Raw genomic sequence first — 13,377 nt, forward strand, 5'->3', positions numbered from 1 at the left:
ACCCGCGCCTGCGCCGGTGGTCGAAGAGAAGGCGGTGGTCAAGGAAGAAGTCATCGTTATCCGTGATGTTCACTTCCAGTTCGACTCGTCCAAGCTCACTCCTTCCGATAAAGAGGTACTCAACACCGTTGCTACGCGCCTGAAACAGGAGCCCGCCAGCGCCCGGTTGACCGTGACCGGTCATACCGACAGCGYCGGCAGCGATAAATACAACCAGAAACTGTCGGACAAACGCGCCCATTCGGTGGTGGAGTACCTGATTTCCCAAGGCGTGCCACGCAGCAGTTTCGTGTCTGTGACCGGTGCCGGTGAAAGCCAGCCGGTGGCCGATAACAAAACCGCTGAAGGCCGTGCGCTGAACCGGCGTACGGAAATCAAAATCGACCGCTAACCCCCTTGTATTCCGCGGCTTGTGCAGTCGCGGATGCGGGTCTTTACTCCTGTGTGACCGGTATGGGCCGGTGACACAGGAGCATTCACAATGAGCGTTCTCACAAGGACCGTCTTGCCGGTTCTACTGCTTGGTAGTCTTCTGACCGGCTGCGCGACTCACAGCGATGGCACCGCCCCCTTGAATCAACGTACCTGGCCGATCTGCAGTGTCATTGGCGGACTGGTTGGCGGCGGTCTGGGCGCGATCGAAAGTGGCGGTTGGGCGGCAGGTGGAGCGGCGCTCGGTATCTTGACCGGTGGCTTGGTCTGTTACGCCCAGGATGGCGACGAGGACGGTGATGGTGTTTTCGATCGACGCGATCGTTGCCCCGATACGCCTGCCAATACACCTGTCGATCATCACGGTTGCCCGCTACCGCAATATCCGGCCAGCGTAAAACCTGCTGAACCGCCGGTATCCGAAGTCATCACGCTGAGCAGTAATGTGTTGTTCGCGTACAACAAATCCGACCTGACGCCCGAGGCACGCAGCGAGCTGGATTCGTTGATGCCCAAATTGCAGAGTGCCGATGTGGTGAGCGTCAAGGTCGTCGGCCATACCGACAGTCAGGGTTCGGACGCCTATAACCAGCAGCTGTCGGAACGTCGTGCCAGCAGCGTGGCGGCCTACCTGTTGAGCCGGGGGCTGGCGCCGAACAAACTCACCAGCGAAGGACGGGGTGAAACCCAGCCGGTGGCTGACAATGATACGGAAGAAGGGCGGGCAAAAAACCGTCGTGTGGAGTTGCACATCAATCGCTAGGCTCCGTGATCAAGAGGCCCGTGATAGAGCCGTCGGATGGCCGTCAAGGTTGACCCGGCGGCCATTCGATGCCTTTCGGAAGAATTTTCCGTTGCCCTCTGGCTTATCCCGCGTGTAAGCCGTTATGGTGCGTGCAAATAATAATTCTCGACGGGGGAGCGTATGAAGGTGTTTTGGGGGCTGGGGAAGTTGTTGACCCTGCTGTTCTGGTTGGTGGTGCTGGTCAATCTGCTCATACCGTTTGTTCGTCCACTGCACCTGTTGGTCGATCTGGCTGGCAGCCTGTTGGCGCTGGCTCATCTTCTGGAGCTGGTGTTCTGCAATCGCAGCCTCAAAGGTCGAGCCCACCCCTGGCGTGATCGCCTGAAGATTGTCTTTTTCGGCGTTTTCCACCTGCAAACCATTCCGGCCCCGGCCACTGCGAAGGCTTCCCATGCGTAAACTCTGTCTGCTCGCCGCACTCATCAGCCCATTGGCCTGCGCTCAGGTGGTGAGTGTTGAAACCAACTCGCTGATGCGCTTGCCCAACACCGCCAGCTCCCTGCAACTGGAACGACTGGAAGTCGCCGATTACGGCACCTTGCTGATTCCCTCGAACGTGACCGAAGTGACGGTCGGCGAGCTGCACCTGGGACGCGAAGCGCGGATCGCCATTGTGCCGAGCGAACAGGCTCTGGCGTTGAAGGTCAGCCGGGCCGAGTTGGCCGAAGGCAGCCAGATCACCGCGCGGGGCGCCCCCGGGACTTATCTCAAGGCTGCCCGCTCCGGGCGCAATCTGAATTTGCAGATCAAAGCGCTGAAGGCGCCGCAATTGTCGGTAGACGCTCGCGGTGGCGCGGGCGCCCCGGGTTTTGTCGGTCTTGACGGGGCCAACGGCCAAGCACCGGGTTGCACCTGGGGCCAGGCCGGTCGCGGCTTCGATGGCAGTGACGGCAGCGACGGCCAACCCGGTGCGCCGGGGGCGCTGGTTCGACTGGAAGTGCCGCGTGACTATCCGGCGGAGCAGATCAAGGTCGAGGTGGCGGGCGGAGTCGGTGGCGCGGCCGGACCGGGTGGCAAACCGGGGGCGGGCGGCAAGGCCAAGGGCTGCATTGTCTATAAAGCCGATGGCGGCAAGAGCGGTCGCCCCGGTGCCGATGGCCAGCCTGGGCCTGCCGGGGCGGCAGGCTCGGTGAGCATTCAGCGGTTGTAAGAACGACCGAGAACCCCTGTGGCGAAGGAGCTTGCTCCCGCTGGGTCGCGAAGCGGCCCCAAAGCCGGCGACCCTGTTCTTTCAGAACGTGCGCAGTGATCGATTACGACTGCTACGCAGCCGAGCGGGAGCAAGCTCCCTCGCCACAGAGACTATGCATTGCTCAGAACATCGGCCGAGCCGCAGCAATCGCCACCAGCACCAACCCGACCATCAGGTTAATCCCTACCAACCGGCGAATCTTGCCCAGCGTCGCCGCGCCCGTCGGCCAATCCTCAGCCGCCACCGCCGTGCGCAGTTCCGGCAGCAGCAACGCCTGAATCCGGATAAACAACGCGGTCATCACCACATACAATCCCATCATCGCCTGCACATACCGCGGTGCCGCTTCAAACCCGRTGAACTGCAAATGAATCATGCCCACACCGCTGATCGGCAAAAGCACCACCGCGACCCAGACCCAGCGGAAAAAACCTTGAAACACTTCCACCCACAGCTTCAACCGGGCAGGGCCTTCCAGCGCCTTCATCGCAGCGGGGCGAAGGACCATCCAGGCGAAAAACATGCCGCCGACCCAGACCAGGGCGGCCAGGACATGCAGGGTATAAACGATGCCAAAAGGTGTCATTGGGGTACTCCGTTCTGCGCGGGATTAATTAGCGGGGTATGATAGCGGCCGATCCGAACCACTGAAAATTTATCCAGCGTTTTTTGCGCCCGACAATCAATGATCAGCACTGAACTCAAAACCACGATCCAGGGCGCCTACTCGCGTTTTCTCGAAGCCAAGAGCCTCAAGCCACGCTACGGCCAACGCCTGATGATCGCCGAAATCGCCAAAGTCCTCGGTGACATCGACACCGACGACGAAGGCCGGCGCAGTGGCGACCCCGCGATTGTCGCGGTGGAAGCCGGCACCGGTACCGGCAAAACCGTGGCCTACAGCCTGGCAGCGATCCCCGCCGCCAAGGCCGCTGGCAAGCGTCTGGTGATCGCCACGGCCACCGTGGCCCTGCAAGAACAGATCGTCTACAAGGATTTGCCCGACCTGATGCGCAATAGCGGGCTGAATTTCAGCTTCGCCCTGGCCAAGGGGCGGGGGCGCTACATGTGCCTGTCCAAGCTCGACATGTTGCTCCAGGAAGGTCACGCGCAAACCGCTACCGCACAGCTGTTCGAAGAAGAAGGCTTCAAGATCGAGGTCGATGAGGCCAGTCAGAAGCTGTTCACCAGCATGATCGAGAAACTTGCCGGCAATAAGTGGGACGGCGACCGCGACAGTTGGTCCACCGCGCTCGAAGACGCCGACTGGGCGCGCCTGACCACCGATCACAGCCAGTGCACCAACCGCCATTGCCCCAACTTCGGCCAGTGCGCCTTCTACAAGGCCCGCGAAGGCATGGGCAAGGTCGACGTGATCGTCACCAACCACGACATGGTCCTGGCCGACCTGGCCCTGGGCGGCGGCGCGGTTCTGCCGGACCCGCGCGACACAATCTACGTGTTCGACGAAGGTCATCACCTGCCGGACAAGGCCATCGGCCACTTCGCCCATTACACACGCTTGCGCTCCACCGCCGACTGGCTGGAGACCACCGCCAAGAACCTCACCAAATTGCTCGCCCAACACCCGCTGCCGGGGGATCTGGGCAAGTTGATCGAACAGGTGCCGGAACTGGCCCGGGAGATCAAGACCCAGCAGCAGTTCATGTTCAGTGCCTGTGAGCAAGTCGCCGACTTCAAGCCCGGCGAAGACGTCGAAGGTCGCGAGCGGCCGCGTCACCGTTTCGTCGGCGGGGTGATTCCCGAACATATGCGTGAGATGGGCATCGAGTTGAAGAAGGGCTTTGCCCGACTGACCGACCTGTTCACCCGGCTTACCGAACTGCTCAAGGAAGGCATGGACGGCGAGGTCAACATTGGCATCGCCAGCAACCAGGCCGAAGAGTGGTATCCGCTGTTCGGCAGCCTGTTGTCGCGCTCTTCGGGAAACTGGGAGTTGTGGACCGCCTTCACCGTCGAAGACCCGGAAGATAACCCGCCCATGGCCCGTTGGCTGACGCTGGCCGAAAGCGGTTCGCTGTTCGACATCGAGGTCAATGCCAGCCCGATCCTCGCGGCGGAAATGCTCCGGCGCAACTTGTGGAACGTGGCTTACGGGGCGCTGGTGACCTCGGCGACCCTGACCGCTCTCGGCACCTTCGACCGTTTCCGCATGCGCGCCGGCCTGCCGAAAACCGCCGTGACCGCCGTGGTCCCGAGCCCGTTCCATCATGCCGACGCCGGCGTATTACGGGTGCCGGACCTGAAAGCCGACCCGCGCGATGCACCGGCCCATACGGCGGCGATCATTCGCGACTTGCCGGAACTGGTCGAGGGCTCCCGTGGCACCCTGGTGCTGTTCTCCTCGCGCAAACAGATGCAGGACGTGTTCGACGGGCTGGATCGCGACTGGCGCAAGCAAGTGTTCATTCAAGGCAACCTGTCGAAGCAGGAAACCCTGAACAAGCACAAGGCGCGGGTCGATGGCGGGGATTCCAGCGTGCTGTTCGGCCTGGCGAGCTTTGCCGAAGGCGTGGATTTGCCCGGTGCCTACTGCGAGCACGTGGTGATCGCCAAGATCCCGTTCTCGGTGCCCGACGATCCGGTCGAAGCCGCGCTGGCTGAGTGGATCGAAGCCCGTGGCGGCAATCCGTTCATGGAAATCTCCGTGCCGGACGCCTCGTTGAAACTGGTCCAGGCCTGCGGTCGCCTGCTGCGAACCGAAGAAGACCGCGGCACCATCACCTTGCTTGACCGTCGTTTGGTCACACAGCGCTACGGCAAAGCTATTCTCAATGCGTTGCCGCCATTTCGTCGTGAAATTTCCTGATGCGCCGGTGGGCAAATTTGCCCACCGCGTTGTCTACCTCACTGCCACTGCCTTTCCACTGGCCCATTGATGGTCGTTAGGGAGAACCACGTTCTTATGATTCGCCGTTCGTTGCCCGCCGTTTTTGCCTTGATGTTCGCAGCCCCTTTGCTGGCGGCCCCCGCCGGCCAGCAGACGCTGTTCAACTTTGTGCGTCCCGCCGACGTGGTTCAGGTGGCGACCCAGGACGCCAGCCTGCCGCAATCCAATGCGGAGCAAACGGCCGAAGGTGAAGTGTTGCGTCGCGTGACCTTCAACCCGGCTGCCCAGACGACCTTGCGCCTGACACCGCAGACCGGTGCCTGGGACTGGTCGCAGTCGGGCGTCATGAGCCTGCGGATCCAGAGCGCGATGAACTGGGCCGTGACCTTGTACGTGAAAATCCAGAGTAACGACGGCAAGACTCTGGTCAGCCGTGTCGATCTGCCGGCCGGCCCGGCGCAGACCTTACTGGTACCGCTGCAGCCGAGTTCACCGCTGAGCCAGGGCATGAAAGCCGGCCCGCCGATGCCGATCAATTTCGAAGGGCAGCGTGTATTGCTGGCCAGCAGTACCGGTGAGCTGGACCGTAGCCAGGTGGTGTCGGTGACCTTGTCGATGGATCAGCCGAAAGTCGCCCAAAGCATTCTGCTCGAGCGCTTCGGCGTGCAGGACGGCGAGGCCGTGACCAAAGCCGCTTATGGCGGCCTGGTGGACGCTTACGGTCAATCGACCCGGGCCAAATGGCCGGAGAAGATCAGCAGCGACGAACAACTGAAATCCTCCGCTGGCAAAGAGCAGCAACAACTGAAAACCTGGCTGGCGGAGCGCGAGAAGGCGCCTCTGGACAAGTTCGGCGGCTTGAACAAAGGCCCAGAGTTCAAGGCCAGCGGCTTTTTCCGCACCGAAAAGCGTGATGGCCGCTGGTACCTGGTGACTCCGGAAGGGCATCCGTTCTATTCCCTCGGCGTCAACACCGTGACCCCGAGCGTCAACCAGACCTACGTCGCCGGGCGCGAGTGGATGTTCGAGTCCCTGCCTAAACCCGACGAACCCTTGGCCAGTCACTATGGCGAAGGCGATAACCGTGGCGGCAACGGTGTTGATCAGGGCCGAGCCTACAACGCCGGTCGTTGGTACGATTTTTATGGCGCCAACCTGCAGCGGCTGTACGGCAAACCTTGCGCACCGGGCGGAGACATTAAGGCTGGTGTTGCCGAAGCAGCCAAGGCCGAGGCGGTAGAGGCGACGGCTGAAAAGGCCGCCGAGCAATCAGCCGCGCCTGCGCCTACCGAGTCTGGAGCCGGTGTTGCCGAGGCGGCCAAGACCGGGGCTGTTGAAGCGACGGTCGAAAAGGCGGCCGCCGAACCCTGCAAAGTAACTGTCGACGAACAACGCTGGGCCAGTCATACCCTCGATCGCCTGCAAGCCTGGGGGTTCAACACCCTCGGCAACTGGAGCGCACCGGTGTTGGGTAACGCTGACCGTGTGCCGTACACCTTGCCGCTATCGATCGTCGGCGATTACGCCAGCATCAGCACTGGCACCGATTGGTGGGGCGGCATGCCTGACCCGTTCGATCCGCGTTTCGCCATGGCCACCGAACGCGCCGTGGCCATCGCCGCTCGCGACCATCGCGACGATCCGTGGCTGATCGGTTACTTCGCCGACAACGAACTGGCCTGGGCCGGTCCCGGCGATGACCCGAAGGCCCGCTATGCGCTGGCCTACGGCACCTTGAAAATGACCACCGACGTGCCGGCCAAACGCGCCTTCCTCAAGCAACTGCGCGACAAGTACCGCAACCAGGCGGGGTTGTCGAAAGCCTGGGGCATTGATCTGCCTGCCTGGGAGTTGATGGAAGACCCAGGCTTCGTGCCGCCGGAGCCGAGCGCCGAACACCCGGAAATCGAAGCCGACTTCAAATACTTCCAGAAGGTCTTCGCCGACACCTACTTCAAGACCGTTTCCGATTCGCTCAAATGGCACGCGCCGAACCAGTTGTTGCTGGGTGGTCGCTTTGCCGTCAGTTCCCCGGAGGCAGTCGAGTCCTGTGCACGGCAGATCGGGGCCCGTTCTGGGGTGGCGTGACGCAATTGGCGAAGGAGGAAGACCGCGGCACGGCTTACGCTCACTTCCTCAAACAGGCAATGAGCGAACCGTCGATTGTCGGGGTGCACTGGTTCCAGTACCTCGACCAGCCGGTGACCGGTCGTCTGCTGGATGGCGAGAACGGGCACTTCGGTCTGGTGGGTATTACTGATTTGCCGTTCCAAGGCTTTGTCGACAGTGTGCGTAAAAGCAATGTGCAGATCATCGATCAGCTTGGCAAAGAGGCGGAGAAGGCCAGCGCTGAGGCGGATAAAGCCAGTCACGATGTCGAGGGTGGCAGGAAGGGCGAGGCAGGCAAAGGCCCGGGCAAGGGCGCAGGGCATGCGGGTGGGCATTCGGGCAATGGCCATTGATTCCTGATACACCTGTGGCGAGGGGGCTTGCCCCCGTTGGGCCGCGAAGCGGCCCCCATGCCTACAGATGCACCGCAAATACAGGTTTTTGCGACCGCTTCGCAGTCGAACGGGGGCAAGCCCCCCTCGTCACGGGGATCGCATCGTTGATGTCTGCGGCATTTCCATAACCGGGCGACCATCCGACCCGATCCTGTTCCCAAATCCCTCAAGGGCTGGAACAATGCGGGCCACTTTGTAGAGCGTTTATCCGGGAGAGTTGCGGGTGCAGATTCAGGGTCATTACGAGCTTAAGTTCGAAGCGGTGCGTGAAGCGTTTGCAGCGCTGTTCGACGATCCTCAGGAACGCGGCGCGGCGTTGTGCATCCGGATCGGTGGTGAAACCGTCCTCGACCTTTGGGCCGGTACCGCCGACAAGGACGGCCATGAGGCTTGGCACAGCGATACCATCGCCAACCTGTTCTCCTGCACCAAAACCTTCACCGCCGTGACGGCGCTGCAATTGGTGGCTGAAGGCAAGCTGCAACTCGATGCCCCGGTCGCCCGCTACTGGCCCGAATTTGCCGCCGCCGGTAAAGAATCCGTGACGCTGCGCCACTTGCTCTGCCATCAGGCGGGTCTGCCGGCCTTGCGCGAGTTGCTGCCTCCTGAGGCACTTTACGACTGGCAGACCATGGTCAATGCTTTGGCCGCCGAAGCACCCTGGTGGACGCCGGGCCAAGGTCACGGTTATGCGGCAATCACCTATGGCTGGCTGATCGGTGAATTGCTGCGGCGCGCCGACGGTCGTGGGCCGGGCGAGTCCATCGTGGCGCGGGTTGCCAAGCCCTTGGGGCTGGATTTCCACGTCGGCCTGGCCGATTCAGAGTTCCATCGCGTGGCGCACATCGCCCGCAGCAAGGGCAACGTCGGCGATGTCGCGGCCCAGCGCTTGCTGCAGGTGACCATGCGCGAACCGACGGCCATGACCACTCGGGCCTTCACCAACCCGCCGTCGATCATGACCAGCACCAACAAACCGGAATGGCGGCGCATGCAGCAGCCGGCCGCCAATGGCCACGGCAACGCCCGCAGCCTGGCCGGTTTCTACGCCGGACTGCTCGATGGCAGCCTGCTGGAAAGCGAAATGCTCGACGAGCTGACCCGCGAACACAGCGTTGGCGAAGACAAGACTTTATTGACCCAGACCCGCTTCGGTCTGGGTTGCATGCTCGATCAACCGGACGTACCCAACGCCACCTACGGCCTCGGCCCACGGGCGTTCGGTCACCCGGGTGCTGGCGGCTCCATCGGTTTTGCTGATCCGGAACATGATGTGGCCTTCGGTTTTGTGACAAATACGCTGGGGCCGTACGTCTTGATGGATCCACGAGCGCAAAAGCTTGTGCGAGTACTGGCCACTTGTCTGTAAATCACGCTTAAGGGGGCCAGGGCTGGAACCCGAAAGCCTTTGTGGTTTCAAAGCGTCTGTTTAGCCGGGGGCGCCCCGGCTGACTTTTCATTACCTCATTTTGTGGATACCCAATGTCGTCCAATAAAACCCTCGCCCTGGCCCTGTGCTTCGCTATCACCGGTTGTGCACAAACCCCACAAAATGATGCCGCAGGTGGCAGCAGTTGGTGGCCGTTCGGTTCATCCGACAAGGTCGCGACTAAAGAACCCGCCCCGTCCCCGTCCCCGGCACCCCTGAAACCAGCTGCCGCAGTACCCGTCGCCAAGGCTGAAGCCGATGCCGGAGGCAAATGGTGGTGGCCGTTCGGCGGTAAGGAGCAGAGCACCAGCACTGCCAAAGCAGCCGTGCCGATGCCCGATCCGAAAATCACCCAAGCCTGGCTTGACGACTATGAGCCGCGCCTGCGCGAGGCGGTCAAGGGCAGCAACCTGCAACTCGAGCGCCGTGAAAATGTGCTGGTCGTCACGGCTCCGGTGGAAGGCTCGTTCAACCCGGACCGCCCGGCCATGCTGCTGCCGGTGACCCTCGCTCCGTTCACCCGTGTCGCGAAAATCCTCGAAGCCGATCCAAAGACTGCCGTGCTGGTACTCGGCCACAGTGATACGTCGGGTGCCGCACCGGCCAACGTGAAACTGAGCCAGGAACGCGCCCAGGCGGTGGCAGCGATCTTCCGTCTCAGCGGTCTGCAGCGTGATCGCCTGATGTTGCGCGGCATGGGCGGTGACGCACCGCGCGCCGCCAACGACAGTGCTGAAGGTCGCGCCTTGAACCGTCGCGTCGAGCTGTTGTTGACGCCGCAAGACACCATGGCCGCGCTGCTGAGCAAGTACAATATGCCGGCTCCGGCACCGGTAACCAAAGTCGTCGCGCAAGACGTCAAGCCAGTGGCCAAGCCTGTGACCCCGGAACCGGCTGCGAAAAAAACCGCTGCCTCGTCGAAGAAAAAGGCACCGGCCAAGAAAGCGGCCGCCAAGGCTCCAGCCAAAAAGGCACCCGCGAAAAAGACCGCTCCGGCTAAAGCCGCTGTCGATTCGAAGAGCGCCACCGCCACCGATGCCACAAAGCAGTGATTCATTAACCAAAAGGAATGCGCCATGACCCGGCCCTTGGCAGATATGCGTCGCGATTACACCCGAGATGGCTTGACCGAGGCGCAAGCCCCGGCCGAGCCGTTCGCACTGTTCCATCAGTGGTTTGCCGATGCGGTGAAAACCGAGCAGGTACCGGTGGAGGCGAATGCCATGACGTTGGCCACCGTCGATCAGGACGGTCGGCCGCATTGCCGCATTCTGCTGCTCAAGGGCCTGGACGAGCAGGGCTTCACCTTCTTCACCAACTACGAGAGCGACAAGGGGCAGCAATTGGCAGCCAATCCATTTGCAGCCATGACGTTCTTCTGGCCGGCCCTGGAGCGCCAGGTGCGCATCGAAGGGCGGGTGGTGAAGGTCACGCCTGAAGAGTCCGACGCCTACTACCAGGTTCGCCCTCTGGGCAGTCGTCTCGGTGCCTGGGCGTCGCCCCAGAGCCGGGTGATCGCCGATCGCGGCGAACTGGAGGCGCTGCTCAAGGACACGGAGCAGCGTTTCAGCGATAGCCAGCCGCACTGCCCCGAACACTGGGGCGGTTATCGTTTGCTACCGGAGCGCATCGAATTCTGGCAGGGCCGTCCGAGCCGTCTGCACGATCGCCTCAACTACCGCTTGCAGGGTGCTGACTGGGTGCGTGAGCGCCTGGCCCCGTAAACGGTCTACCGATCGGGATACCCTGCCGCAGCGGCCTCTAGCCACTGTGGCAGGTCCCGACGCTTGATCTTCTGCGCTTGAGCGTTCGCCAGTTGCTGGAGCATGAAGGCTCTTTTTTGTTCGTCTTTACCCGCCAGTGACAACGCCAGATCGCGGTCCCCCCAGCGTTTTATCCGCACGTACAACCACCAATGGAAGTACAAACCGGCGATGGTCGTGACGACAATGATGAAGTAATCCATGATATTCCTTGGGTCAGCGGCGCAGATTTCGTAATGTGACGCTACTGTATGGTGAGTTCGCAAAGTGCCTGTACCAGGCCTGAATGAAACCAATTTTATCCGGGCGATGCCGTGACAGGCGTCAAGCTGCGGGTTTTAATGGATACCTGTCCTATGGAGTTTGATGCTATGCGTAAGTCTGTTTTGCTGGTTGCTTCCTTTTCCACGATGGCGATGTTGCTCTCCGGTTGCCAATCGAGCCTGACCGGTGACTCCTACTCCCGTGACGAAGCGCGTCGCGTGCAGACGATTCGCATGGGCACCATCGAATCCCTGCGTCCGGTGAAAATCGAAGGCACCAAGACCCCGATCGGCAGCGCTGCGGGCGCAGTCGTGGGTGGCGTCGGCGGTAGCGCCGTCGGCGGTGGTCGCGGCAGCATCGTTGCAGCGGTCATCGGCGCTGTAGCGGGTGGCCTGGTGGGGTCGGCTGCCGAAGAAGGCCTGACCCGCACTCAAGGCGTCGAAATCACCGTGCGCGAAGACGATGGCAGCATGCGCGCCTACGTGCAGGAAGTTCAGCCAAACGAAGTGTTCCGTGTGGGGGAGCGTGTGCGGATTTCCACTGTGGGTGGGACCAGCCGCGTTTCGCACTAAGCGGGAATGTAGGGTAAAAGAAAACCCCGATCAGGTGAGCTGGTCGGGGTTTTCTTTTGGGCTGTGGAGTTGAACCAGAGCATTTACTTGCTTGCATAACAACCGAGCTGAAAATCGTATTGTGGATCGTAAAATGATCGACCGACTAATGTTTCCAGTTTTGTTATCTGCTGGGAATCAAGGTCATAGCCATAGATTTCTTCTTCAGCCTCAGTCCAACTCATTATCGCCCTCAGCTGTGCAATGCCGTCTGCCGGGACAGGCACTTCGAATACCAGCGCTTCTGTTTCTTTATCAAAAGCATAAATTACGTGGTTCACGGTTCTATCCTTCTTTTCGGATCCGCCGGCTTGTTTTGATTACCTGTTTCAGCGTCAAACTCACCCAGATGGCGACCTCGTTTGTCATACATTTCTACTGCTCCATGCTGATAATCCCATTCTAGAATTCGCCCTTCAGCCGTTCTCCAGCGCATTCGGGTGCCTCTACCTTTGACCCGAGTCTTCTGTTTTGCCGGTGTGGCATCAGGAAAAGCGGTAAGCCCGTTTGGCGCCGGATGATATTTGTGGTCCGCAACACTCACCACAATATAAACCGGCAACACCCCCGAATCCGCCGGAAACACAAGAATGAAATCCTTGTACTCCGGCGGATAAACCGGATTCACGATGATGCTGTCAGCCGCCTTCGTCGGCGGGTAAACCCAGATGTGCGGCGCTTGTGGCGCAGCTTCCAAAGCGGGGATGCCGAGGGTGCTTGAACCGTTCTCGGCCGGCATCCAGATCAGCTCAATGCCGTCCCCGAGATCAGCCACCTGCTGACTGCCGCGCAAGGTGAACTGCACGACATCGACCATCTCCCAGTCACGGTTTTTACCAGTGTAAAAACCGTATCCCTTGAGACTGCCGTCAGCCTGTTGCTCGACTCTGAGGCGAACGCGAGTGCGGGCCTGTTTGAGTGATCGCAATTGATCTTCGGTGTAGAGCGAGCTGTCGCCAAGGCTCGACGGCATGACCAGGGCCACCAGACCTGCCAGGGTGGCCGCAGCGGTGCTGACTGCGACGGCGGGTAATGCGGCGAACGCTGGGCCACTCAGGGCGAAGCTGCCGAAACCCACCGGAATGGCCGTACCACTGATTTTCTTCAGCGGCACGACACCGCTTTCATCGGCCTCGCGAGCGCCGAGCAGAACCAGTTCGCCGTAGTCTTTCAGGCTGTCGGTCGGAACAACGCCGGAGGGATTCGTGTAGTCGATGATTGCATCGGGCAGTTTGCAGGACTTGGCGAACACGCATCCCGCGCGGGCAACGTCGTCTTTTTTCGTCGGGACCAGAACGCTGTCTTCGAAGGCCTGCTGCCTTGCGAGCATGGCGTCGTGGGCGTTTTGTCTGGCATCACGCTCGGCCAATTCGGTGGCCGTCATGAATCGGTGAGTGACGTGATGCCCGTCACCTGACGGTGGGTTTTGTACCCGGGGGATGTCCTTGTGGCCAGCCACTGATTGTCCTTTCGCTCGTCCATCGGCAACCCCCAAAGAGGGGGCTGCGCGACGTTAACGAACGTGG

The 13,377-nt window shown here is 61.1% G+C and carries 13 protein-coding genes and 1 pseudogene; 10 read left to right on the forward strand and 4 right to left on the reverse strand.

The genetic code is table 11. From position 1 onward, the window contains the following. The 4 genes from AC1DLB_RS05945 to AC1DLB_RS05960 form a co-directional block, all read left to right on the forward strand. Positions 1-391, forward strand: a 391-nt coding sequence (locus tag AC1DLB_RS05945) for an OmpA family protein (RefSeq protein ID WP_477784727.1), incomplete at its 5' end; no start/stop codon positions are given. 90 nt (positions 392-481) lie between these two features. After that, positions 482-1,195, forward strand: a complete 714-nt coding sequence (locus tag AC1DLB_RS05950) for a PA1041 family peptidoglycan-binding anchor lipoprotein (RefSeq protein WP_477743360.1) — start codon at positions 482-484, stop codon at positions 1,193-1,195. Between the two features lie 162 nt (positions 1,196-1,357). Next, on the forward strand, positions 1,358-1,636 hold the full coding sequence (locus AC1DLB_RS05955; RefSeq protein WP_018926919.1) for a DUF1145 domain-containing protein: 279 nt from the start codon (positions 1,358-1,360) through the stop codon (positions 1,634-1,636). Beyond that, a complete protein-coding gene (locus tag AC1DLB_RS05960) occupies positions 1,629-2,387 on the forward strand; it encodes a collagen-like triple helix repeat-containing protein (protein ID WP_064619944.1) in 759 nt (252 codons plus the stop codon). The genes AC1DLB_RS05955 and AC1DLB_RS05960 overlap by 8 nt, the downstream gene beginning before the upstream one ends. 163 nt (positions 2,388-2,550) lie before the next feature. On the opposite strand, the gene AC1DLB_RS05965 is transcribed toward AC1DLB_RS05960, so the two are convergent. Next, positions 2,551-3,015, reverse strand: coding sequence for a CopD family protein (locus AC1DLB_RS05965; protein ID WP_477784728.1), 465 nt, complete (start codon positions 3,013-3,015; stop codon positions 2,551-2,553). Positions 3,016-3,114: 99 nt separating this feature from the next. On the opposite strand from AC1DLB_RS05965, the gene dinG reads away from it, so the two are divergent. From dinG to pdxH, 5 genes and pseudogenes are all read left to right on the forward strand, one after another. After that, positions 3,115-5,259 (forward strand): ATP-dependent DNA helicase DinG, encoded by a 2,145-nt coding sequence (gene dinG / locus AC1DLB_RS05970; protein ID WP_007935913.1) that lies wholly within the window; start codon positions 3,115-3,117, stop codon positions 5,257-5,259. A 96-nt stretch (positions 5,260-5,355) separates the two neighbouring features. Continuing rightward, positions 5,356-7,742, forward strand: a pseudogene (locus tag AC1DLB_RS05975) (beta-agarase). Between the two features lie 265 nt (positions 7,743-8,007). Next, positions 8,008-9,153 (forward strand): serine hydrolase domain-containing protein, encoded by a 1,146-nt coding sequence (locus AC1DLB_RS05980; protein WP_258612615.1) that lies wholly within the window; start codon positions 8,008-8,010, stop codon positions 9,151-9,153. Positions 9,154-9,266: 113 nt separating this feature from the next. Then, positions 9,267-10,265, forward strand: coding sequence for an OmpA family protein (locus AC1DLB_RS05985; RefSeq protein ID WP_064619932.1), 999 nt, complete (start codon positions 9,267-9,269; stop codon positions 10,263-10,265). A 24-nt stretch (positions 10,266-10,289) separates the two neighbouring features. Further along, positions 10,290-10,937 (forward strand): pyridoxamine 5'-phosphate oxidase, encoded by a 648-nt coding sequence (gene pdxH, locus AC1DLB_RS05990; protein ID WP_018926913.1) that lies wholly within the window; start codon positions 10,290-10,292, stop codon positions 10,935-10,937. A gap of 5 nt (positions 10,938-10,942) precedes the next feature. Here the strand turns inward: pdxH and AC1DLB_RS05995 are convergent, their stop codons facing one another. After that, complete coding sequence (locus tag AC1DLB_RS05995; protein WP_064619929.1) at positions 10,943-11,179, reverse strand: hypothetical protein; 237 nt, start codon at positions 11,177-11,179, stop codon at positions 10,943-10,945. Between the two features lie 168 nt (positions 11,180-11,347). On the opposite strand from AC1DLB_RS05995, the gene AC1DLB_RS06000 reads away from it, so the two are divergent. After that, entirely contained in the window at positions 11,348-11,812 is a 465-nt protein-coding gene (locus AC1DLB_RS06000; RefSeq protein ID WP_018926911.1) for an outer membrane lipoprotein, read from the forward strand. A gap of 83 nt (positions 11,813-11,895) precedes the next feature. Here the strand turns inward: AC1DLB_RS06000 and AC1DLB_RS06005 are convergent, their stop codons facing one another. Both AC1DLB_RS06005 and AC1DLB_RS06010 read right to left on the reverse strand, forming a co-directional pair. Continuing rightward, positions 11,896-12,132: a DUF7683 domain-containing protein gene (locus tag AC1DLB_RS06005; protein WP_018926910.1), complete on the reverse strand. Its 237-nt coding sequence runs from the start codon at positions 12,130-12,132 to the stop codon at positions 11,896-11,898. Further along, positions 12,129-13,310, reverse strand: a complete 1,182-nt coding sequence (locus AC1DLB_RS06010; protein WP_477743362.1) for an S-type pyocin domain-containing protein — start codon at positions 13,308-13,310, stop codon at positions 12,129-12,131. The genes AC1DLB_RS06005 and AC1DLB_RS06010 overlap by 4 nt, the downstream gene beginning before the upstream one ends. Between the last annotated feature and the right edge of the window lie 67 nt (positions 13,311-13,377).

Source organism: Pseudomonas sp. 05N434 (genome assembly GCF_056396965.1).

What these genes read in the sequence shown, in the direction of transcription:
- AC1DLB_RS05985 (WP_064619932.1), top strand. Translation starts at nt 9,267, where the DNA reads ATGTCGTCCAATAAAACCCTCGCCCTGGCCCTGTGCTTCGCTATCACC.
- AC1DLB_RS06000 (WP_018926911.1), top strand. Translation starts at nt 11,348, where the DNA reads ATGCGTAAGTCTGTTTTGCTGGTTGCTTCCTTTTCCACGATGGCGATG.
- dinG (WP_007935913.1), top strand. Translation starts at nt 3,115, where the DNA reads ATGATCAGCACTGAACTCAAAACCACGATCCAGGGCGCCTACTCGCGT.
- AC1DLB_RS05960 (WP_064619944.1), top strand. Translation starts at nt 1,629, where the DNA reads ATGCGTAAACTCTGTCTGCTCGCCGCACTCATCAGCCCATTGGCCTGC.
- AC1DLB_RS05955 (WP_018926919.1), top strand. Translation starts at nt 1,358, where the DNA reads ATGAAGGTGTTTTGGGGGCTGGGGAAGTTGTTGACCCTGCTGTTCTGG.
- AC1DLB_RS05950 (WP_477743360.1), top strand. Translation starts at nt 482, where the DNA reads ATGAGCGTTCTCACAAGGACCGTCTTGCCGGTTCTACTGCTTGGTAGT.
- AC1DLB_RS05995 (WP_064619929.1), bottom strand. Translation starts at nt 11,179, where the DNA reads ATGGATTACTTCATCATTGTCGTCACGACCATCGCCGGTTTGTACTTC.
- pdxH (WP_018926913.1), top strand. Translation starts at nt 10,290, where the DNA reads ATGACCCGGCCCTTGGCAGATATGCGTCGCGATTACACCCGAGATGGC.